The organism is Mesorhizobium sp. P2_A8 (genome assembly GCF_056404935.1).
The window spans coordinates 318,362-340,390 of sequence record NZ_JBFUDB010000004.1; the positions used below are offsets into that span (position 1 = coordinate 318,362).

The window sequence follows — 22,029 nt, forward strand, 5'->3', positions numbered from 1 at the left end:
TTCTAGTCCCTTTTTACGCAAATCACTCGCTGACGATGCCGACCGGCGCCGTTTCTATCTTGAAGGCGGCCGAGATCAGCGCCCGAGTATAGTCCGTTTGCGGATTTTCAAAAATCCGCTCGGAAGGCCCGGCTTCGACGATCCTGCCGTTGCGCATGACGATGACGTCGTTGGCCAGCGCCCGGATGACCTTGAGGTCGTGGCTGATGAACAGATAGGCAAGGTCGTGCTTGGCCTGCAGGCTGCGCAAAAGGTCGACGACCTGCGCCTGCACGCTCATGTCGAGCGCCGATGTCGGCTCGTCGAGCATGACGAAACGCGGGTTGAGCACCATGGCGCGCGCAATAGCGACACGCTGGCGCTGGCCGCCGGAAAACTCGTGCGGGTAGCGGTTGCGTGTCGCAGGGTCTAGCCCCACTTCCTTCAGCACATCGGCGACGCGCGCATCGCGCTGGTCGGGCGACAGCTTCGGCTCGTGGATCTTTAGGCCTTCCTCGATGATCTCGGCGATCGACATGCGCGGGCTGAGCGAGCCGAACGGGTCCTGGAAGACGATCTGCAATTCGCGCCGCAACGGCCGCATGGCGTTGAAGGAGAGCTGGTTGATATCGCGCCCGTTGAACTGGATGCTTCCGGTCGACGAGATCATGCGTGCCAGTGCCAGGCCGAGCGTCGTTTTGCCCGAGCCGGATTCGCCGACCACGCCCAGCGTCTGGCCGGCGCGAACGGTGACATCGATGCCGTCGACCGCTTTCACATTGTCGACGGTGCGGCGGAAGAAGCCCTGCTTGATCGGAAACCAGACCTTGATGTCCTTGCCGGTCATGACAGGCTTGGCTGCGGCATTGGCCGCCGGCGGCTTGCCTTTCGGCTCGGCGGCCAGGAGATGGCGCGTATAGGCGTGCTGCGGGTTGGCGAAAATCTCCTTGGTCGGCCCGGTCTCGACGATCTTGCCCTTGGTCATCACGCAGACCCGGTCGGCGATCTTGCGCACGATGCCGAGATCGTGGGTGATGAACAGCATCGACATGCCCTTGCGGCTCTTCAGCTCCGCCAGCAGCTCGAGGATCTGCGCCTGCACGGTGACGTCGAGCGCCGTCGTAGGCTCGTCGGCGATCAGCAGTTCGGGTTCGTTGGCCAGCGCCATGGCGATCATCACGCGCTGGCGCTGGCCGCCGGACAGTTGGTGCGGATAGGCATCGAGGCGCTTTTGCGGGTCGCGGATGCCAACCTCGTTGAGCAAGGCCAGCGTGCGCGCCTTGGCCGGGCGGTCGGCCATGCCCTGATGCAGCTTCAGGATCTCGACGATCTGCTGCTCGATCGTGTGCAGCGGATTGAGCGATGTCATCGGCTCCTGGAAGATCATGGTGATCTTGTTGCCGCGCACCTGCCGCAACTGCTTTTCGCTCATGGCAAGCAGGTCGGCACCCTGGAACAGGATCTTTCCCGATGGGTGGCTGGCGCTGGGATAGGGCAACAGCTTAAGCACCGACAGCGCCGACACCGATTTGCCCGAGCCGGATTCGCCGACCAGCGCCACCGTCTCGCCCTTGGCGATGTCGAACGAAATGTGGTCGACCGCCATCGACGGCTGTCCGCCTTGCGCAAAGGCGACGCTGAGATCTCGCACGCTGAGCAGGGGAGTGTCGCTCATTTGAACGTCTTGCGCGGATCGAAGGCGTCGCGCGTCGCCTCGCCGACGAAGACCAGCAGCGACAGCATCAGCGAGATAACAACGAAGCCGGAAATGCCGAGCCACGGCGCGTTGAGATTGCGCTGCGCCTGCTTCAACAATTCGCCAAGCGAGGCCGAGCCAGGCGGCAGGCCGAAGCCGAGATAGTCGAGCGAGGTCAGCGTCGAGATCGAGCCGCTGAGCAGGAAGGGCATGAAGGTCAGTGTCGCCACCATGGCGTTGGGCAACAGGTGCCGGAACATGATGGTGCGGTTGGGCACGCCCAATGCGCGGGCCGCGTTGACATATTCGAAGTTGCGGGCGCGCAGGAATTCGGCCCGCACCACGCCGACCAGCGCCACCCAGGAGAACAACAGCATCAGGCCAAGCAGGATGAAGAAGCCCGGTGGCAGGATGGCGGCGACGATCAGCAGCAGATAGAGCACCGGGATCGCCGACCAGATTTCGATGAAGCGCTGGAACAGGAGATCGGTCCAGCCGCCGAAATAGCCCTGCACCGCGCCGGCCGCAACGCCGATCAAGGCCGAGCCGGCGGTCAGGATCAGGCCGAACAGCACCGAAATGCGGAAGCCGTAGATGACGCGCGCCAGCACGTCGCGCGCCTGGTCGTCGGTGCCGAGCCAGTTCCAGTTGCCGACGATGCAGGCTGGGTCGGCTGCCCCTTGTGGATACTGGATGCAGCGCGCCTTGGCGTCATACTGCCAGGACGGCTTGGCAGGGGCTGCTTCCGGAATGGCGTTGTTGACGGTCTGGTAGGAGTAGCGCACCGGCGGCCAGATCATCCAGCCATTGGCGTTGATCTCGTCCTGGATGACCGGGTCGCGATAGTCGGTGACGGCATAGAAGCCGCCGAATTTCTCCTCGGGGTAGGCGACCAGCACCGGAAACAGGATCTCGCCCTTGTAGGAGGCGATGATCGGCTTGTCGTTGGCGATCAGTTCGGCAAACAGGGACAGCACGAACAGGACGAGGAAGATCCACAGCGACCAGTAGCCGCGCCGGTTGGCTTTGAAATTCTGCAGGCGGCGCTTGTTGAGCGGCGACAGGAAGGGCCGCACGATCCGCTTCGGTGCCGCTTCCCTGGTCGCGGTCGTGTCCGACATCAGACGTCTCTCCGCTCGAAATCGATGCGCGGATCGACCCAGGTGTAGAGCAGGTCGGACAGCAATCCGACGAACAGCCCGAGCAGCGAGAAGATGTAGAGATTGGCGAACACCACCGGATAGTCGCGTTCGACCACCGACCTGAAGCCGAGCAGGCCGAGGCCATCGAGGGAAAAGATGTTCTCGATCAGCAGCGAGCCGGTGAAGAAGGCCGAGATGAAGGCGCCCGGAAAACCGGCGATGACGATCAGCATGGCGTTACGGAAGACGTGACCGTAGAGCACCTGCCGTTCCGAGAGGCCCTTGGCGCGCGCGGTCACCACATACTGCTTGCGGATCTCCTCCAGGAACGAGTTCTTGGTCAACAGCGTGGTGGTGGCGAACGCCGACAGCACCAGCGCGGTCAGCGGCAAGGTCATGTGCCAGAAATAGTCGATGATCTTGCCCGACCAGGACAGCTGGTCCCAATTGTCGGACGTCAGGCCGCGAAGCGGAAACCAGTCCCAGAACGACCCGCCGGCAAACAGCACCATCAGCATGATGCCGAACAGGAAGCCCGGAATGGCATAGCCGACAATGACGACGCCGCTGGTCCAGACGTCGAAGGGGGTGCCATCCTTCACCGCCTTGCGGATGCCGAGCGGGATCGAGATCAGATAGGACAAAAGCGTGATCCACAGCCCGATCGAGATCGACACCGGCATCTTTTCCAGGATCAGGTCGAGCACTGAAATGTCGCGGAAGTAGCTGTCGCCGAAATCGAAGCGGGCGTAGTTCCACAGCATCATGCCGAAGCGCTCGAGCGGCGGCTTGTCGAAGCCGAACTGCTTCTCCAGCTTCTTGATGAATTCCGGATCGAGACCCTGCGCGCCGCGATATTTCGAGCTGACGTCACCGGCGGCGTCGAAATTGGCGCCGCCGCCTGCGTCGCCACCGCCGCTACCGAGGCGATCGCTGCCGCCCTGGTTGGTGAGCCGGGCGATGACCTGTTCGACCGGGCCGCCGGGGGCGAACTGGATGACGGCGAAGGATATCGCCATGATGCCGAACAGGGTCGGGATCATCAACAGGATGCGGCGCAGGATATAGGCGCCCATCAGGCCTTTTGCCCTGCTTGAGCGAACATCTCAGCCTTTGCCAATTTTTGCCGCCTTGCCCTTATCGAACCACCACAGCGTCTCGACCGGAAAGCCGAAATCGGGCTTCTGCTCGAGAAAACCGAACATGTCCCAATAGGCGACGCGGTGATTCGCCAGATAGTATGTTGGAATCCAGTCTAGCCGCGCGCGCAAGACCCGGTCGAGCGCTCTGAGCGCGGTGACGAGTTCGCTTCGGCTCTGCGCCTTGCCGGCCGCCACGATCAGTGCGTCGATGGCTTTGCTCTCCGTCCCGGGATAGTTGCGCTGTCCCGGCGTTTTCGCCATCCGGGAATCATAGAGCATCTCCAGGCTGTCAACAGTTGGCGTCGCCCCGATCGACCAATGCAGTACGGTAAGATCGAAGTCGAAATCGCTGTGCCGCTGTTCATACTGTGCCGAATCGACTTGCCGGATCGAGGCGTCGATCCCGATCGCCTTCATATTCTCGGACCATGGGGTGAAGATGCGAACGATGCCGTCATCTTCTGCCAGCATTTCAACCTTCAGCCGCTCACCCTTGTCGTTGACGACGAAACTGCCGGCGCGCTTCCAGCCGGCTTGCGCAAGCAATCTCGAAGCTTCGCCCAGCAGCTTGCGGTCATGGCCCGAACCGTCGGACAGCGGCTGCGTCACGGCTTCGCCAAAGACCTCTGGCGGCAACTCCGCCCGGAACGGCTCCAGCAGGACCGATTCCCCAGGCGATGGCATGCCTTCGGCCTTGTAGTCAGACCGCTCGAAGTTCGATTGCGAACGCTCGTAAGAGCCGTAAAACAGCGCCCGCTTCATCCATTCGAAATCGAAGCATCTGGCTATCGCCCGCCGCACCCGCTCGTCGCGGAATTGCGGACGACGCTGGTTCAGCGCGACACCCTGCATGTCCGGCGTCTTTTCCCCGGGAAATTCCCGTTTGACGACCTTGCCGTCCTTCAGCGCCGGAAAGTCGTATCCGGTTGCCCATACACGCGCGGTAAATTCCTCGCGGAAATGCGTGTCACCTTTCTTGAAGGCCTCGAACGCGGCCTGCCGATCAAGATAGAAGTCGATACGGATGCGGTCGAAATTGTAAAGGCCGCGGTTCACGGCGAGATCGCGGCCCCAATAGTCGGCGACGCGTTCATATTCGACGGTCTGTCCGGCTGCCACGCGCCCGACTTTGTATGGTCCCGAGCCGAGCGGCGGCGTCATCGTCGAGGCGTCGAAATCATTGGCCGTATAAAAGGCCTTGGACACGATCGGCATGGACACGATCGCAAGGATGTTTTGTGCGGACTGTTCGCCGTTGAAGGTGAGATCGAGGGTGACGGGATCGGTCGCGACCGCTTCCGTCATGTAGCGCAGCGCCTTGGAAAGGCTCGGGTGGCCCTGGTCTTTGTAGAGTTTCAAGGCGAAGGCAACGTCTTCGGCGGTCAGCGGCGAGCCGTCGTGGAAACGCGTTTGCGGTCGCAGCACGAAGCGGAAGCCGTTGCGGTCTTGCGACAAGGTAACGGACTCGGCAAGCAGGCCATAGACCGCATCCGGCTCATCGAGCGCGCTTGCCATCAAAGAATCGAAACAGAGTTCGGCGCGCGGCGGCGCATCGCCTTTCAACACCAGGAAATTCAGTGTGTTGAAAGTCAGGAAGCTCTGATTCAAGGTAGCGTTGGGCGGCGCGAAATTCATCTGGCCGCCCTTGGGCGCGTCCGGATTGACATAGTCGAAATGCGCGAAGTCCGGTTTGTATTTCAGGTCGCCGAAGGCCGACAGGCCGTGCAATTTGACACCGGTCGGGATGGTGGCGAAGGCCTTGCCGGGCAGCAAGGCGGCGGCCGCGGCAGCACTGCCCAGTGCCAGGAAGTCGCGGCGGGCAAGGACCGCCATCAATTGCTACCCCTGTATTTGGTGGCCAGCGCTTTTTCCTTGTCGAGGTCGATCCACCAGGAATTCTGGTCGGCGCCGACATAGGCTGGCTGCTTGTCGGGAATGCCGAATTTGTTCCAGTAAGCCAGCCAGACCACGGCTCGATAATACTGTGGCACGACGTAGTAATTCCACAACAGTACCCGGTCGAGCGCATGGGTGGCGGCAACCAGATCATCGCGGTCGGTAGCGAAGATGATGCGGTCGACCAGATCGTCGACGACCGGATTCTTGATGCCAGCGTAATTGCGCGAGCCGGGCCGATCGGCGGCCTTCGAACTCCAGAAATCCCGTTGCTCGTTTCCTGGTGATTCAGACTGACCAAGCTGCGATATGATGACGTCGAAATCGAAATTGTTGACGCGATTCACGTACTGGGTCTGGTCGATCAGGCGCAGAGTCGCATCGACGCCGATCTTGCGCAGATTGGCGATATAGGGGCTGGAGATCACCTGGTCCGTGTCGTTCCAGCCAAGGATCTCGAACTTGAACGGCTCGCCGGTCTTGGCATTGACCATCTTGCCGCCCTTGATCACCCAGCCTGCCTTGGCGAAGAGATCGACGGCCTGCTTCAGGTACTTCCGTTCTGCTTGCGGCGAATCGTAGACCGGGAGCTTGAATTCCTGGGTGAACAGTTCGGGCGGCAGCTTCTCGCGATACTTTTCCAGAATCTCCAGTTCCTTGCCTTGCGGCAATCCGCTCGACGCCAGTTCGGTGCCCTGGAAATAGCTTGATGTGCGGGTGTTGAAACCGAAAAACAGGGTTCGGTTCATGGTCTCGAAGTCGAATGGGTAGGTCAGTGCCTCGCGAACGAGGCGATCCTGGAACAGCGGGCGCCTCTGGTTGAGCATGAAAGCCTGCATCGGCTCAGGCGAGGTGGTCTTGAATTCCTGCTTGATAACGTCGCCGGTTTTGACTGCCGGAAAATCATAGGCCGTTTTCCAGCGCCTCGAACTGTTTTCCGGCTTCACGTCATCCAATCCGCCCTTGGTGAAGGCGAGCCAGGCAGCATTGTCGTCCAGAATATAGGTGAAGCGTTGCGTGTCGAAATTCTCGCGGCCGATCTTCACCGGCAGCTTGGCCGCCCAGTAATCCGGCACGCGCTGCCAGACGATTTCCGAGCCCGGCTTGAAGCTGGCGATCTTGTAGGCAGCGGAGCCGAGCGGGATTTCCAGCGTCGGCTTGGTGACGTCGCGCTTCTTGCCGTTGGCATCGTCGCCCTCCCACCAGTGTTTGGGCAGAACGACGAGATCGCCGATGATCTTCGGCAGTTCCCGGTTGCCCTTCTGGCTGAAATGGAATTCGACTTGGCTGTCCGAAATCGCTACGGCATCGGTGACATTCTCGAAATAGCGGCTGTACATCGGGCTATTGGCCTTCAGCACCTGGAACGACCAGATGACGTCATCGACAGTAATCGGCTGGCCGTCGTGCCATTTGGCACGCGGGTCGAGCCGGTAGGTCGCCGAGGAATAGTCGGCCGGATATTTGTAGGCGTCGGCGATGAGCGGATGGCTGGTGCTGCCTTCGTCGGTCGCCTGCTCCATCAACGTGTCGTACAGCAGGCCGCCGCCGAAGCCGACCAGGCCGGCGGCCGGCGATCCCTGGACGACATAGGGGTTGAAGCTGTCATAAGTGCCGAGCACAACCGAATTCAGCGTGCCACCCTTGGGCGCTTTCGGATTGACGTAGTCATAGTGCTGAAAATTGTCGCCGTATTTGGACTCGCCGATCAGCGATGAGGTGGTGCGCCATTCGTCGGCCTGGGTCGCTTGCAATCCCGCCGCCAGCAGGGCCGCCGTCAGCAACGACTTGAGAAGCGTTCGGCCAACCGTCATGCACTATCCTCTTCGCGCTGCGTGTCCCTGATCAATCCAGACAGGCAATCTAGATGATTTGCCGCTCGTGAGAACCGCAATGCGCGGCTTTGTCGCTACATATGCGATCATCCTAACAAAAAAGCCGGGCTGAACCCGGCTTTTTCAAGATCGTCGAGGTGACAATTTGTTTATTGGGCAGGCGCCGGTGCCGGTGCGGCGGGAGCTGGCGCAGCCGGAGCCGCGGGTGCCGCCGGCTTGGCGGGAGCGGCAGCCTCAGCCGGCTTCGCCGGGGCGGCTGCATCGGCAGGCTTGGCCGGCGCGGTCGCATCGGCGGCGGCCCCCGGCGCCGGCAACGGCTTGGGATTTTCCGACAGCGTGCGCAGATAGGCGATGACGTTGGCGCGGTCCTCGTCCTTGGGCAGGCCGGCAAAGCCCATGGCCGTGCCCTTCACGAATTTCTTCGGCGAGGTGATGAAGTGGTTGATGTTGTCGTAGGTCCACTTCTCGGTGCCGCCCTTGGAGAATTCCTTCATGCCGGCCGAATAGGCGAAGCCCTCATGCTCTGCGACCGGACGGTCGATGAGATCCCACAGATCGGGGCCGACCTTGTTGGGGCCGCCCTTTTCACCGGAATGGCAGGCCTGGCATTTCTTGAACACGGCAGCGCCCGCCTCGACATTGGCGGTCGCCAGCAGGTCGGCGATCGGCTTGGCTGCGGCGGCAGGAGCGGCCGGGCCGCCTTCCGCGGGCTCGGCGGCTTCGATGGCAAAACCGGGTTTTTCCGGGGCCGGCGAGGCAAACAGCGCATCGGACACAAGGCCGACCGAGAAGACCACGAAAACGGTTCCGAGCAATCCGGCGAGCAGCTTGTTGACTTCGTTGGAATCCATACGCCCCTTGCTCCCTTTTCCGGCGGACCGAACCGTCCACTCCGTCCGTCGGTATCGTGACCCACCCTGCGAAGGCGGTCAAATCGGGCGGAAACTAGGTCTTTTGCTCGGGCGTTGCAACACCTATAAGGGCGCTTCCAGTGAGACCTTTTGCCACTTTTCCCTTCCTCTTTCGAGACGCCCTGCAACGCGCATGTCCACCCTGATCCTGATCCCGGCCCGCATGGCCTCGACCCGCCTGCCGGGCAAGCCGCTGGCCGATATCGCCGGCGCGCCGATGATCGTCCATGTCGCCCGCCGCGCCGCTGAAGCCGGCCTCGGCCGGGTGGTGGTGGCGACCGACACGCAAAGCGTGGCGGAAGCGGTGCGCGCGCACGGGTTCGAGGCCGTGATGACACGCGTGGACCACGAATCCGGCTCCGACCGCATCCACGAGGCGCTGGTCGCGCTCGATCCTGAGCGCAAGGTCGAAACGATCGTCAATGTGCAGGGCGACCTGCCGACGATCGATCCGCAAATCATCATCGCTTCGCTCAGGCCTTTCGAGAATGCCGCGGTGGATATCGCCACGCTCGGCGTCGAGATCATCCGCGACGAGGAAAAGACCAATCCGAACGTCGTCAAGATCGTCGGTTCGCCGCTCTCCGGCACCCGACTGAGGGCGCTCTATTTCACCCGCGCCACCGCCCCATGGGGCGAGGGCGCGCTGTATCACCATGTCGGCCTCTATGCCTATCGCCGCGCGGCACTCGAGCGCTTCGTCGCGCTGAAGCCGTCGCCGCTCGAACGGCGCGAGCGGCTGGAGCAGCTGCGGGCGCTGGAAGCCGGCATGCGTATCGACGCCGAGATCGTGCGCTCGCTGCCGCTTGGCGTCGACACGCCCGAAGACCTCGAACGCGCCAGAACCATCCTTTCACACTGAAGAATCCCTTCAACCAGAGACACTTTGAACCGAGACTTGGGCATGCCTGAAAAGACGACCAACAGAATATCCTTCCAGGGCGAGCCGGGCGCCAATTCCGACACAGCCAGCCGCAACGTCTATCCCTCGATGGAGCCGTTGCCGTGCCCGACCTTCGAGGATGCGTTCAACGCGGTCGAGACGGGCAAGGCCGATCTCGCCATGATCCCGATCGAGAACACCATTGCCGGGCGCGTCGCCGACATCCATCATTTGCTGCCGGAATCGAAGCTGCATATCGTCGGCGAATATTTCCTACCGATCCATTTTCAGCTGATGGTGCTGCCCGGCGTCAAACGCGATGAGATCAAGACCGTGCACAGCCACATCCATGCGCTTGGCCAGTGCCGCAAATACATTCGCAAGAACGGCTGGAAGGCAGTAGTCGCCGGCGACACGGCGGGTGCCGCCAAGCTGGTCTCCGAGGTCAAGGACCGCACCATGGCGGCGCTGGCGCCCGCGCTGGCCGCGACGCTCTACGGGCTCGACATCATCGAGGAGAATGTCGAGGACACCGACTCCAACGTCACCCGCTTTGTCGTTCTGACCAAGAACAAGCAATGGGCCGAGCGTCCGTCAGCCGAAACCAAGATGATGACGACCTTCATCTTCCGCGTCCGCAACGTGCCGGCCGCGCTCTACAAGGCGATGGGCGGTTTTGCCACCAACGGCATCAACATGACCAAACTGGAAAGCTACCAGTTGGGGGCATTCACGGCGACGCTGTTTTACGCCGACATCGAGGGCCATCCCGACGATCCCCTGGTCAAGCTGGCGCTGGACGAACTTCGCTTCTTCTCCCGCGAGGTGCGAATCCTGGGCGTCTACCCGGCCAGCGAATCGCGCGAGCAGTGGAAGGTGGCCGACTAGATCACCGCGCCCAGCGGCACATAGTCGATTTCAAGAAAGGTCTCGACTTCCGGGACCCAACGGTCGCGCACGAAGGCGACATGGTCGGGATGGTCGTTATACCTCGTGTAGGCGGCCTGGTCGGCGAACTCCATCGAGAAGCCGAAGCGATAGTCGTTCTTGGGGCTGACCTGCCGCAATTGCTCGAAATGCGTGACGCCCCTGATCGCGGAGAGGGCTTTCTTGGCGTCGACCAGGAACCTCTTTTCCTCCAGCGAATGCGGCGGATGCTTCAGCGTGAAGACGACGGTGTGACGGATCATTTTCTGCTCCTGCAATGTCTTTCGGTATTGGCTGCCATCATTCGCAGTCGACCCAGGCGCGAATGAGGTGATGGGCAATGGCGCCTTTCGGTGGCGTGACCAGATTGCCGGGATGCTCCCGGGATAGCATCAAACGCACCTCGTCGCGGGCAAACCAGCGGCAGTCCTCCAGTTCGTTGAGGTCGGCCTGGATGTCATCGTTGAGCGGCTCGCCGAAGCAGCCGATCATCAGCGAATAGGGAAACGGCCAGGGCTGGCTGGCATGGTAGACGACGCGGCCAAGCCGGATCCCGGCCTCCTCCAGGGTCTCGCGGCGCACCGCAGCTTCGATCGTCTCGCCTGGTTCGATGAAGCCGGCAAGGGCCGAGTACATACCTGGCCCGAAATGCCGGCCGCGCCCGAGCAAGCACTTTTCCCGCGTTGCCGTCAGCATGATCGCCACCGGGTCGGTGCGCGGAAAATGCTCGGTTCCGCAATTTGGGCAATGGCGCTTGTAGCCGCCGGCCCGCATCTGTGATTCGGCGCCGCATTTGCTGCAGAAGCGATGGCTTGCATGCCAGGCGAGCAGGGCAGCACCTTGCGCCATCGCGCCGGCGGCGGCCTCATCGATCAGCCCTTGCATGTAGACCGAGCGGTGGTCGATCGCCTTGATGGTCTCCGGCAGATGTTCGGCGTCGACGCCGGCTGGCACCGCCAGTACGGGTCCCTGTTCGGAAAAGCCGAGCAGGACTCCCTGGGCGAATGAAGCCTTGAACGGCTCGCTCTCGGCGGCGCCGAACCAGGGGTCGAGACCGCCACCCTCGCCGAGCTTCAGATAGAGCCGGCCGCCATTCATCAACAGCAGCCTTGTCGTGCGATCGGCAAGCGCCTTGTCGACGGAATCGTCGGCACGGTTCTCGGATTGCCGGTCGATCATGTTGCCGGCAAAGCCGACAAACTGGCTCGGCTCGCGCAACGGCGCGTCAAACAGGCGGAAGCTCATGCGGACTCTGATGCTTTGGGATGGACACGGGGAAGGCTTATAGCGCCGCCTTGATCGTTTGGGCAAACCGGCGCAGGTCGGAACGCTGATAGGGCTCACGCAGGCCATGTCCCCAGACCGGGCCCGGCCAACCGGGATCGCCTTCCGAACGCGCGATGACATGGATGTGCAACTGGCGCACGATGTTGCCGAGCGCGCCGGTGTTGATCTTGGTGCAGCCGGTCACCTTTTTCAGCGCCTGCGCCACCATATTGGTCTCGAAGGTCAGCATCGCCTGGTCGAGTGGGGTCATGTCGTGGATTTCCTCCGCGCCCGGCCGCTGCGGCACCAGAAGCAGCCATGGCCAGCGACGGTCGTTCATCACTCGCAATTCGCACAGCCCAAGCCACATCAATTGCTCGCTGTCCGCCTCCAGCCGGGCATCCAGCGTGAATCCGGCCTCCAGGCCCGGCAGCATCGGCGTTTCCCTTGCTTTTCTTGGTTTCCTCAAACTCATGACGCTAGAGCGGCAGCAACAGGGCTGCAAGCGAATCATTGATCCGCAGCGGTTCGCGCGGCTGATTTGCCTGCGCACTTGCATTTCATCGCCGAATTGCCGATATGGAAAGCGGGAGGTTGGTGGTGGACGATCCACTCGCCAACCGGGTCAGGTCCGGAAGGAAGCAGCCCTAACGAGCCCGGAACGGGTCATTGTTCCAGCCTCCCACCTCATCGGCCCCTCTCGCGACATTGACGACGCATTGCAGCGCGGGCGAGACTATGCGCAGGAATAGGCCGCCTTCGGGCGCGGTTATTTGGAGCTTTACGGGCGAATGAGCGAAGCCGGAAATTCGGGAACGGACAAGGCCGCCGCCTATCGTGTGCTGGCGCGCAAATACCGTCCTTCGAACTTCTCCGAGCTGGTCGGCCAGGAGCCGATGGTGCGCACCCTCACCAACGCCTTTGCCACCGGCCGCATTGCACAGGCCTGGATGCTGACCGGTGTGCGCGGCGTCGGCAAGACCACGACGGCGCGCATTCTGGCGCGTGCGCTCAACTACAAGACCGCCACATCAGACCAGCCGTCGGTCGAGCTTGCCGTGCTCGGCGAGCATTGCCAGGCGATCATGGAAGGCCGTCATGTCGACGTCATCGAGATGGATGCCGCCTCGCACACCGGCATCGACGATATCAGGGACATCATCGAGCGCGTGCGCTACGCTCCGGTGTCGGCCCGCTACAAGGTCTATATCATCGACGAAGTGCACATGCTTTCCACCCAGGCCTTCAACGGCCTGCTGAAGACGCTGGAAGAGCCGCCGCCGCACGTCAAGTTCATCTTCGCCACCACCGAAATTCGCAAGGTTCCGATCACCGTCTTGTCGCGCTGCCAGCGCTTTGACCTCAGGCGCATCGACGCCAGCGCTTTGGTGGCGCACCTCTCGTCGATTTCGGCCAAGGAAGGCATTTCGGTCGACGACGACGCGCTGGCGATGATCGCCCGCGCCGCCGAGGGCTCGGCCCGTGATTCGCTCTCCATCCTCGACCAGGCGATTGCGCATGGCGCGGGCAGCGTCAGCGCCGACGCGGTGCGAGCGATGCTGGGGCTGGCCGATCGCGCCCGCATAGTCGACCTGTTCGGACATGTAATGAAGGGCGATGTGGCGGCAGCGCTTGGGGAATTCCGCGCGCAGTATGACACCGGCGCCGATCCGGCCGCCGTGCTGACCGATCTTGCCGAGTTCAACCACCTCGTCACCCGGCTGCGTTTCGTGCCGTCGGCCGTCGACGATGCGGCGCTGTCGCAGGACGAGCGCCAACGCGGCGCGGATTTCGCCAGGACGCTGTCGGTCAGGGTGCTGTCACGGACGTGGCAGATGCTGCTCAAGGGCATCCCCGAGGTGCAATCCTCCAACAGGCCGGTGAGTGCCGCCGAGATGGTGCTGATCCGGCTGGCGCACGCCGCCGACCTGCCGACGCTGGACGAGGCGTTGAGATCGCTAGAGGGTGCGGCGCCAGTTCAAAATAGCGCGTCGCGCCCCAATGGCGCGCCCACGGGGTCCGGCAATGGTGGCGGCGCCACCGCGGTTACACAAAGCCGCATGCCATCCGGGCCAGGCGGCGCGCAGACCATGCGGCTTGTCGAGGCCACGCCCGCCCCTGTCGCCTTCGTCGCGCCCCCTCAGCCGGTGCTGGAAACGCAGCAGGTACCGCTGAAATCGCTGGCCGACATCGTTGCCCTTGCCGACTCGCAGCGTGACATCGCCTTCAAGGTGTTGGTTAAGAGCTGCATCCGTCTCGTGCGCATCGAGCCCGGCCGCATCGACGTCGGTCTGACCGCTGATGCACCCAAGATGCTGCTCAACGATCTGACGACGAAGCTGCGCGCCTGGACCGGCCGCAGCTGGCTGGTCTCGCTGTCGAAGGAGGAGGGCGGCCAGACGCTCGCCGAAATGGAATCGACCAAGCGCGAGACCGCCTTCCTCGACGCCAAGAGCGATCCGACCGTTGCCGCCATTCTGGCGCGGTTCCCCGGCGCCAAGATCATCGACGTGCGCATTCCCGACGCGCCGGAAGCCGATACGGCCGAGGCCGAAGTGCCGGTCGAGCCGCCGGCGGACGACGACGAGACCTGACCACAGCACGAATCCGCAAAGGACCCGACCATGAAAGATCTTCTCGGCCTGATGGGCAAGGCGAAGGAAATGCAGGCCAAGTTCCAGGCCATGCAGGATGAGATCGCCACGTTGGAGGCGTCCGGCCAGGCCGGCGGCGGCCTGGTCAACGTGACGCTGACCGGAAAATTCGAGATGAAGTCGCTGAAGATCGACCCGTCCCTGTTCAAGGAAGACGATGTCGAGATCCTGGAAGACCTGGTGCTGGCCGCCCACAATGACGCCAAGACCAAGGTCGAGCAGATCATGCAGGAAAAGACCAAGGCGCTGACCGCCGGCCTGCCGATCCCGCCTGGAATGAAATTGCCCTTCTAGCGTTCAGCGGCAGCGTGCCATGACCGAAGAGCCCTCCGAAAGACTGATCGAGCAGCGTGTCCGCAACAGGATCTACGAGGTCCTGGAAATCCTGGCCGATTGCGACGCCGGTGTCGATCTTGTCGGCATCAAGGGCTACTTCGACCTGTTCGAGGATTACGTGCATCGCCCGTCGATCGAGGCCGGCACGTCGGCGCTGTCGAAGGACGAGCGCGTCATCGTGCTCGAGATCGCCGAGTTCCTGGAGGCGGCCGGCGAGACAAATCCGGACTTCACGAAGGCCGAATTCATCGAAAGCGACTGGCCGGGAAAGATCGCGCCAACGGCCAGGGACGCACTGGTGTTGTTCCTCAGACGCGGCCTGTTTTCGGAGAAAGTCGAAGAGCTTGAACCTGGCCAGCCGGCCGCGATACCGGCTGGGCGGTAACCGGGAAAAGCCACGCAACTGTTCCAATTTGGCAACAGTGCCTCGTTAATAACGTTTTAGCCATCATTTTGCCTGAAAGTGTCTCATTCTTGCCGCAGCCTGGGGGCGGGCATCGAAATGAGGGTTACCTGTTGATTGTCATGCGATGGAAGACGCCGCTGTTGCTCGGCGCCGTCATTTCACCCCTGTTTTTGGCTGCCTGTAGCCAGACCACCTCACACGGCATGTCCGTCGCCAGCTTGACCGACGCCATCACGCCGAATTTCCTGAGTTCGCGCTCTTACAGTCACACGCCGAAGGACAAGGAATGCCTGGAGCGGGCGATGTTCTTCGAGTCCAACCGGTCGAGCCGCGACGGCATGATCGCGGTCGGCACGGTGGTGATGAACCGGCTGCGCTCCGGCAACCACGGCAGCACCATCTGTGAGGTGGTGGGCGAGCGTGGGCAGTTCGCGCCCGGCGTCATGACCCGGCCGATGAATTCGCGGGCGATGCCCGATGTCGAGGAAGCCGCCGATGCCGTGCTCAAGGGCGAGCGCAAGGCCAAGCTGAAGAACACGATGTATTTCCACACCGCCGGGCTGCGCTTCCCCTACAGGAACATGCATTACACCATGGTCGCGGGCGGCAATGCCTTCTACGAAAAGCGCGGCCGCAACTGGCAGCCGCTGCCGGATGAATCGCAGGTCGCCGTCGCCTCGGCAGCACCCGAAATGGCGAAGCCAGCCGCGCCAGTGACGCTTGTCGCTTCCGCCGAGCCGGTGCGTCCGGCCAAGCCGGCGACAGGTCGGTCGGCACCTGCGCAACAGACCTACATGACCGCCTCGGTCGCGCCGACCGCGAAATCCGCGCGCGTCTCGCTGGAGCCGACGGTGGTGGCGATGCAGGAGCCGATGGAAGAACCGGATGCCTCCCGTTTTGGCGGAACTCTGGCCAAGCCGGTCATCTCCTCGGTTGCGAACGCGCCGCAAGAGGCGGCGATGGGGTTCCAGTCCACGCCTGAGAACACCGACGCCATCGGCGCGATGATCGTCAGCCAGGGCCGGCCGCTCGAAGCCAACTGATTTGCAGTCCATGGTCCGCCCCATGGGTCCGCAAGTGCAATATGGCGGCTCATGCGGTCGCGAGATGTTCCAAAGCGCTCTGAAAAATCCTAGATCAGAGCGATGTCCAAGCGAATCGCCGGTCCCGAGATCGAACGCCTGATCCAGCTCCTGGCCAAGGTGCCGGGCCTGGGTCCCCGTTCGGCCAGGCGCGCGGCACTGCATCTGATCAAGAAGAAGGAGCAACTGCTGTCGCCGCTCGCCGCCGCCATGGCCGAGGCGGCCGACAAGGTGCGCATCTGCTCGACCTGCGGCAATGTCGATACGGCGGACCCCTGCATGATCTGCACCGATCCGCGCCGTGACGCCGGCACCATCATCGTCGTCGAGGACGTCTCCGACCTGTGGGCGCTGGAGCGGGCGGCAGCGATGAATGTGCGCTATCATGTGCTCGGCGGCACGCTGTCGCCACTCGACGGCATCGGCCCCGACCAGCTCAACATCCGCTCGCTGATCGACCGCGTCGCCGGCGGCGAGGTCAGGGAGATCATCCTCGCTGTCAACGCCACGGTCGAGGGTCAGACCACCGCGCATTACCTCACCGACCAGCTGTCCGGATTCGACCTCAAGGTGACACGCCTGGCGCATGGCGTGCCGGTCGGTGGTGAGCTCGATTATCTCGACGAAGGCACGCTGGCCGCGGCGCTACGCTCTCGGACGGCGTTTTGACGCAATTGGCGGAGAAGGATGCTCCTGAGATGACTGCATTCCTTCGCGCCCCGCTCTACCGACTGGCCCTTGCGATTTTCCTCGCAATCCTTATCGCCCTGGGCGTCGCAGCCCCCGCCTCCGCGGCAAAGATCGACGATCAATTCCGCGTCTGGCTGCAGAATGATCTGTGGCCGCTAGCCAAGGCGAAAGGCATCTCCAAGAAAACCTTCGATGCCGCTTTCGACGGCGTCAAACCCAATTTGAAGCTGCCCGATCTGGTGAAGCCGGGCGAGAAGGCGACCACGCCGCAGAAGCAGCACCAGGCCGAGTTCGGCTCGCCCGGCGCCTATTTCGCCGAGAAGACCATCGGTGCGGTGGCCGCTGGCGGCCGGGCGCGCGAGGCCGCCAATGCGAGGACTATTGCCGCGATAGAGAAGCGCTATGGCGTGCCGGGCGAGGTACTGCTGGCGATCTGGGGGCGTGAGACCGGCTTCGGCGGGGCAAAAATGCCCTATGACGCCTTCGAGGTGCTGGGCACCAAGGCGTTCATGTCGACCAAGAAGGACTTCTTCCGCACCGAACTATTGGCCGCGCTGGAAATCGTCGAGCGCGGGCTGGCCCCGGTCGGCGCGATGAAATCATCCTGGGCTGGTGCGCTCGGCCAGCCGCAATTCATGCCGACCTCGTTCCTGAAACATGCCGTCGACTTCGATGGCGACGGCCGCGCCGACATCTGGAATTCGACGCCGGACGTGCTGGCCTCGATCGCCAACTATCTCGTCCACTATGGCTGGGTGAGGGGGCGTGGCTGGGGTTTTGAGGTGACCGTGCCGGAGACGGTCTCCTGTTCGCTCGAAGGTCCCGACCAGGGCAAGAAGATTTCTGAGTGGGCGGCGATGGGCATCAAGCGTGTCGGCGGAAAAGCGTTTCCGGCAAGCGAGCTGAAGGCCGAAGGCTTCCTGCTGATGCCGGCCGGACGCAGCGGGCCGGCCTTCATCGCCACGCCCAATTTCTACGTGCTGAAGGAATACAATACCAGCGACCTCTATGCGCTGTTCATCGGTCATGGCGCCGATCGCATCGCCCATGGCGACAGCAATTTTACCGGCAGCTGGGGCGCGGTCGGTGGGCTCTACCGGTCAGACATCGCCGCTTTGCAGCGGGCGCTGGAGGCCAAGGGCTATGATGTCGGCGGCGCCGACGGCCTGCCCGGCTTCAAGACCCGCCGCTCGATCGGCAAGTGGCAAGCCAAGAACGGTCGCGCCGCCACCTGCTTTCCCGATGCCGGGCTGGTCACTGCGCTTAAGTAGCTCTGAAATTAGCAGATTTTTCCCGATTAACGGCCTCAATTAGCCGGCCCATGCATCGACTCGCCACAGCGCATTCTGGTCCAATAAGCTGTCTTGCAAATGCTCGTTGCCGACTGGAAGACCTCGGAATAGATGTTGACCAACTGGACAAAAACCGCAACGTTAAGGGGTCGGAGGGCCGTTGTTCGGCGCCGAAAAGAATTCTGCAAACCTGAGCCGGGAACTCAGGTCAACAAACAACAAAACAGGGAACAATCACAATGATGATGGAAAAGTTCGCTCTACGCTCTCGCATCTTGCTCGCGGGCGCAGCCATGTCCGCGCTGCTTCTGGCCGGCGCCCCCGCTGGCGCGGTCACACCCGCCGACACGCTGGTCGAAGGTTTCGCCATCGACGACATCATCTCCATGGATCCGGGCGAGGCGTTCGAACTCTCGACCGCCGAGGTCACCGGCAACACCTACGATCTGCTCGTCCGTCTCGACCTCAGCGACACCTCCAAGGTCAAGGGCGACCTCGCCGAAAGCTGGACCGTTTCCGACGACGGCCTGACCTACACCTTCAAGCTCAAGCCCGGCCTGAAATTTGCCTCGGGCAATCCGATCACCGCGGCCGACGTCGCCTATTCGTTCGAGCGCGCCGTCAAGCTGGACAAGAGCCCGGCGTTCATCATCGGCCAGTTCGGCATCAGCGGCGACAACGTCACTGACAAGGCCAAGGCGGTCGACGACACCACCTTCCAGTTCACCGTCGACAAGGCCTACGCGCCGAGCTTCGTCTTGAACTGTCTGTCGGCAACGGTCGCGTCGGTCGTCGACGCCAAGCTGGTCAAGGAACATGTCGCTGCGGTGACGCCGAGCGCCGACTACAAATGGGACAATGACTTCGGCAATGCCTGGCTGAAAACCGGCTATGCCGGCTCCGGCGCTTTCAAGTTGCGCGAATGGCGCGCCAACGAAGCCGTCGTCATGGAGCGCAACGACAACTACTTCGGCGAAAAGGCCAAGCTCGCCCGTGTCATCTATCGCAACATGAAGGAAAGCTCGGCCCAGCGCCTGGCGCTAGAAGCCGGCGACATCGACGTTGCCCGCAACCTCGAGCCGAACGATCTCGATGCCATCGCCAAGAACGCCGATCTCACCACCACCAGCGCGCCGAAGGGCACGGTCTATTACATCAGCCTCAACCAGAAGAACCCGAACCTCGCCAAGCCCGAGGTGCGCCAGGCGTTCAAATATCTGGTCGACTATGATGCCTTGAGTTCGACCATCCTCAAGGGCATTGGCGAGATCCACCAGACCTTCCTGCCCAAAGGGGTTCTGGGTGAACTCGACGAGAATCCGTTCAAGCTCGATGTCGCCAAGGCCAAGGAACTGCTGGCCAAGGCCGGTCTGCCCGACGGCTTCAGCGTAACCATGGACGTACGCACCGGCCAGCCGACAACCGGCATGGCGGAATCGATCCAGCAGACGCTGGGCCAGGCCGGCATCAAGCTGGAGATCATTCCAGGCGACGGCAAGCAGACCCTGACCAAGTACCGCGCCCGCAACCACGACATCTATATCGGCCAATGGGGCCAGGACTATTTCGATCCGAATTCCAATGCCCAGACTTTTGCCTCGAACCCCGACAATTCGGATGCAGCCAAGACCAAGACGCTGGCCTGGCGCAACGCCTGGGACATTCCGGACCTGACCAAGCAGACGGAAGCAGCCCTGCTTGAGAAGGACGCGGGCAAGCGCGCCGATATGTACAAGGATCTGGAGAAGAAGATCCTCGACACCAGCCCCTTCGTCGTCATCCACCAGCAGCTGGAAGTGGCTGGCCTGCGCAAGAACCTCAAGGGCTTCGCACTCGGCCCGAGCTTCGACAGCAACTTCGTCGGGCCGGTTTCCAAGGAATAGTGCCCGCGGACGCGCCGCATGAGCGCGGTTGAAAACGAGGGCGGGCGCGGCAGCGCCCGTGCCGTCGCCTTTGCATCATCGCTCGGCCGGTTTCTGGTCATCGCGGTCACGACCTATCTTGGTCTGCTCGCGGTGACGTTCTTCATCGGCCGTGTGATCCCGATTGATCCGGTGCTGGCGGTGCTCGGCGATCGGGCGCCGGCCAATGTCGTCGAGCGCACGCGCCGCGAGATGGGGCTGGATCTGCCGCTGGTCGAGCAGTTCTACATCTATGTGAAAAATGCCCTGAACGGCAATTTCGGCACCTCGGTGCTGACCACCAATCCGGTCATGACCGATATTCGCCGTGCACTTCCGGCAACGACGGAACTGGCGACGCTGGGAACGCTGATCGGTGCGCTGTTCGGCGTGCCGCTTGGCGTGCTGGCCGCGGTCAGGCGCGGCAGCCTCATCGACCAGATCGTGCGGATCATCGGGTTGATCGGTTATTCAGTGCCGATCTTCTGGCTGGGACTGCTGGCGCTGGTGCTTTTCTATGCCAAGCTGCAATGGGTGGCTTTCCCGGCCCGGCTCGACGTCGTCTATGAATACACCTTCACGCCGATCACTGGTTTTTACCTCCTCGACTCCGCTATGCAGGGGCAGTGGGACGTCTTTTATGATGCCTTCCGGCACATCATCCTGCCGGCCTCGCTGCTCGGCTATTTCTCGCTCGCCTATATCAGCCGCATGACGCGCTCGTTCATGCTCAACGAACTGTCGCAGGAATATATCGTCGCAGCGCGCGCCAAGGGTCTGTCGGAAACCCGGATCATCTGGGGCCACGCGCTGCGCAACGCCGCTGTGCCGATGGTGACGGTGATCGCGCTATCCTATGCCGGCCTGCTCGAAGGCTCGGTGCTGACCGAGACCGTATTCTCCTGGCCGGGCATCGGCCTCTACATCACCAATTCGCTGCAGAACGCCGATATGAACGCGGTACTCGGCGGCACCATCGTCATCGGCTCGGTGTTCATCGCCATCAATCTTCTCTCCGACCTGCTCTACCGTGTGCTTGATCCGAGGACCAAGACAGGATGAGCACCGAGACAATCCAGACCCGCCGCGACTGGCTGCTCAGCGAGCGGCCGGCGTCGCGCATGCAGGCAAGGCTCGGCCGCGCCTACGTGGCGTGGCGGCGCTTTTCCGCCAACCGGCTGGCGTTTCTCGGCCTGCTCATCATCATTGCCCTGCTGATTGTTGCCGCCCTTGCCGGCGTGTTGGCGCCCTACTCGCCGACATTTGGCGACCTCAAGGGCTCGCGCCTGCTGGCGCCGAGCGCCGAGCACTGGTTCGGCACCGACGACCTTGGCCGCGATATCCTTTCGCGCATCCTCTATGGCTCGCGCTGGACGCTCTACGTGGTCATCCTGGTTGCCATCATCGCCGCACCGATCGGCCTGCTTGTCGGCACCGTCGCCGGCTATGCCGGCGGCTGGACCGATGCCATCCTGATGCGCATCACCGACATCTTCCTCGCTTTCCCCAAGCTGATCCTGGCGCTGGCCTTTGTCGCGGCCTTAGGCCCCGGCATCGAGAATGCGGTGCTGGCCATAGCCATCACCTCATGGCCGCCTTATGCGCGCATCGCGCGCGCCGAAACGCTGACCGTGCGCAATTCCGATTACATCAAGGCGGTGCAATTGATGGGCGCCTCGCCCTTCCGCATCGTGCTGCGACACATCATGCCGCTCTGCATATCCTCGCTGATCGTCCGGGTGACGCTCGACATGGCCGGCATCATCCTGACCGCTGCCGGCCTCGGCTTCCTCGGCCTCGGCGCGCAGCCGCCGCTGCCGGAATGGGGCACCATGATCGCGTCGGGCCGCCGCTTCGTGCTCGATCAGTGGTGGGTGGCCGGTGCACCGGGCTTTGCCATCCTCATCGTCAGCCTCGGCTTCAACCTGCTCGGCGATGGCCTGCGCGACGCGCTCGATCCCCGTAGTGGTGACCAATGAGCGGTGACCCCA

20 protein-coding genes and 1 other RNA gene are annotated in these 22,029 nt (G+C 62.6%); 12 read left to right on the forward strand and 9 right to left on the reverse strand.

Annotated elements, in window-relative coordinates; translation table 11 throughout:
- Positions 1-22 precede the first annotated feature (22 nt).
- The 6 genes from AC1D10_RS14000 to AC1D10_RS14025 form a co-directional block, all read right to left on the reverse strand.
- A complete protein-coding gene (locus AC1D10_RS14000; RefSeq protein ID WP_477272619.1) occupies positions 23-1,654 on the reverse strand; it encodes an ABC transporter ATP-binding protein in 1,632 nt (543 codons plus the stop codon).
- Positions 1,651-2,796 (reverse strand): ABC transporter permease, encoded by a 1,146-nt coding sequence (locus AC1D10_RS14005; RefSeq protein WP_477272621.1) that lies wholly within the window; start codon positions 2,794-2,796, stop codon positions 1,651-1,653. The genes AC1D10_RS14000 and AC1D10_RS14005 overlap by 4 nt, the downstream gene beginning before the upstream one ends.
- Positions 2,796-3,893 (reverse strand): microcin C ABC transporter permease YejB, encoded by a 1,098-nt coding sequence (locus AC1D10_RS14010; RefSeq protein ID WP_477272623.1) that lies wholly within the window; start codon positions 3,891-3,893, stop codon positions 2,796-2,798. Before AC1D10_RS14010 ends, AC1D10_RS14005 begins: the two co-directional genes overlap by 1 nt.
- Positions 3,894-3,923: 30 nt before the next feature.
- Positions 3,924-5,792 (reverse strand): extracellular solute-binding protein, encoded by a 1,869-nt coding sequence (locus AC1D10_RS14015; protein WP_477272625.1) that lies wholly within the window; start codon positions 5,790-5,792, stop codon positions 3,924-3,926.
- The gene (locus AC1D10_RS14020) at positions 5,792-7,669 is read right to left on the reverse strand and encodes an extracellular solute-binding protein (protein ID WP_477272627.1); all 1,878 of its coding nucleotides are present in this window, start codon (positions 7,667-7,669) and stop codon (positions 5,792-5,794) included. Before AC1D10_RS14020 ends, AC1D10_RS14015 begins: the two co-directional genes overlap by 1 nt.
- Positions 7,670-7,839: 170 nt before the next feature.
- Complete coding sequence (locus tag AC1D10_RS14025) at positions 7,840-8,541, reverse strand: c-type cytochrome (RefSeq protein ID WP_379104858.1); 702 nt, start codon at positions 8,539-8,541, stop codon at positions 7,840-7,842.
- A gap of 193 nt (positions 8,542-8,734) precedes the next feature.
- Here AC1D10_RS14025 and AC1D10_RS14030 point away from each other — a divergent pair, with 193 nt between their 5' ends.
- Positions 8,735-9,463, forward strand: coding sequence for a 3-deoxy-manno-octulosonate cytidylyltransferase (locus tag AC1D10_RS14030; RefSeq protein ID WP_477272629.1), 729 nt, complete (start codon positions 8,735-8,737; stop codon positions 9,461-9,463).
- A 42-nt stretch (positions 9,464-9,505) separates the two neighbouring features.
- Positions 9,506-10,372, forward strand: coding sequence for a prephenate dehydratase (locus tag AC1D10_RS14035; protein WP_477272631.1), 867 nt, complete (start codon positions 9,506-9,508; stop codon positions 10,370-10,372).
- Here AC1D10_RS14035 and AC1D10_RS14040 read toward each other — a convergent pair.
- The 3 genes from AC1D10_RS14040 to AC1D10_RS14050 are packed head-to-tail and all read right to left on the reverse strand — an operon-like array spanning position 10,369 to position 12,113.
- The gene (locus AC1D10_RS14040) at positions 10,369-10,674 is read right to left on the reverse strand and encodes a Dabb family protein (protein ID WP_379104863.1); all 306 of its coding nucleotides are present in this window, start codon (positions 10,672-10,674) and stop codon (positions 10,369-10,371) included. The genes AC1D10_RS14035 and AC1D10_RS14040 overlap by 4 nt on opposite strands.
- A gap of 37 nt (positions 10,675-10,711) precedes the next feature.
- Positions 10,712-11,656 carry an NAD(+) diphosphatase gene (gene nudC, locus AC1D10_RS14045; RefSeq protein ID WP_477272633.1) on the reverse strand — a complete coding sequence of 315 codons (945 nt, stop codon included), beginning with the start codon at positions 11,654-11,656 and terminating at the stop codon, positions 10,712-10,714.
- 37 nt (positions 11,657-11,693) lie between these two features.
- Positions 11,694-12,113 (reverse strand): HIT domain-containing protein, encoded by a 420-nt coding sequence (locus tag AC1D10_RS14050; protein ID WP_379104867.1) that lies wholly within the window; start codon positions 12,111-12,113, stop codon positions 11,694-11,696.
- Positions 12,114-12,266: 153 nt separating this feature from the next.
- Here AC1D10_RS14050 and ffs point away from each other — a divergent pair.
- The 10 genes from ffs (at position 12,267) to nikC (ending at position 22,017) form a co-directional block, all read left to right on the forward strand.
- Positions 12,267-12,363, forward strand: an RNA gene (gene ffs / locus AC1D10_RS14055) — signal recognition particle sRNA small type.
- Between the two features lie 105 nt (positions 12,364-12,468).
- On the forward strand, positions 12,469-14,271 hold the full coding sequence (locus AC1D10_RS14060; RefSeq protein WP_477272635.1) for a DNA polymerase III subunit gamma/tau: 1,803 nt from the start codon (positions 12,469-12,471) through the stop codon (positions 14,269-14,271).
- Between the two features lie 30 nt (positions 14,272-14,301).
- Positions 14,302-14,625: a YbaB/EbfC family nucleoid-associated protein gene (locus tag AC1D10_RS14065; RefSeq protein WP_013527931.1), complete on the forward strand. Its 324-nt coding sequence runs from the start codon at positions 14,302-14,304 to the stop codon at positions 14,623-14,625.
- 19 nt (positions 14,626-14,644) lie between these two features.
- Complete coding sequence (locus tag AC1D10_RS14070) at positions 14,645-15,052, forward strand: hypothetical protein (RefSeq protein WP_477272638.1); 408 nt, start codon at positions 14,645-14,647, stop codon at positions 15,050-15,052.
- 131 nt (positions 15,053-15,183) lie between these two features.
- Complete coding sequence (locus tag AC1D10_RS14075; protein WP_477272640.1) at positions 15,184-16,116, forward strand: cell wall hydrolase; 933 nt, start codon at positions 15,184-15,186, stop codon at positions 16,114-16,116.
- Positions 16,117-16,218: 102 nt separating this feature from the next.
- Positions 16,219-16,824 (forward strand): recombination mediator RecR, encoded by a 606-nt coding sequence (recR, locus tag AC1D10_RS14080; protein WP_477272642.1) that lies wholly within the window; start codon positions 16,219-16,221, stop codon positions 16,822-16,824.
- Positions 16,825-16,853: 29 nt separating this feature from the next.
- Positions 16,854-18,116: a lytic murein transglycosylase gene (locus AC1D10_RS14085; protein ID WP_477272644.1), complete on the forward strand. Its 1,263-nt coding sequence runs from the start codon at positions 16,854-16,856 to the stop codon at positions 18,114-18,116.
- 260 nt (positions 18,117-18,376) lie between these two features.
- On the forward strand, positions 18,377-20,020 hold the full coding sequence (locus tag AC1D10_RS14090; protein ID WP_477272646.1) for an ABC transporter substrate-binding protein: 1,644 nt from the start codon (positions 18,377-18,379) through the stop codon (positions 20,018-20,020).
- Between the two features lie 18 nt (positions 20,021-20,038).
- Entirely contained in the window at positions 20,039-21,100 is a 1,062-nt protein-coding gene (locus AC1D10_RS14095; protein WP_477272648.1) for an ABC transporter permease, read from the forward strand.
- Complete coding sequence (gene nikC, locus AC1D10_RS14100) at positions 21,097-22,017, forward strand: nickel transporter permease (protein ID WP_477272650.1); 921 nt, start codon at positions 21,097-21,099, stop codon at positions 22,015-22,017. The genes AC1D10_RS14095 and nikC overlap by 4 nt, the downstream gene beginning before the upstream one ends.
- Positions 22,018-22,029: the final 12 nt, after the last annotated feature.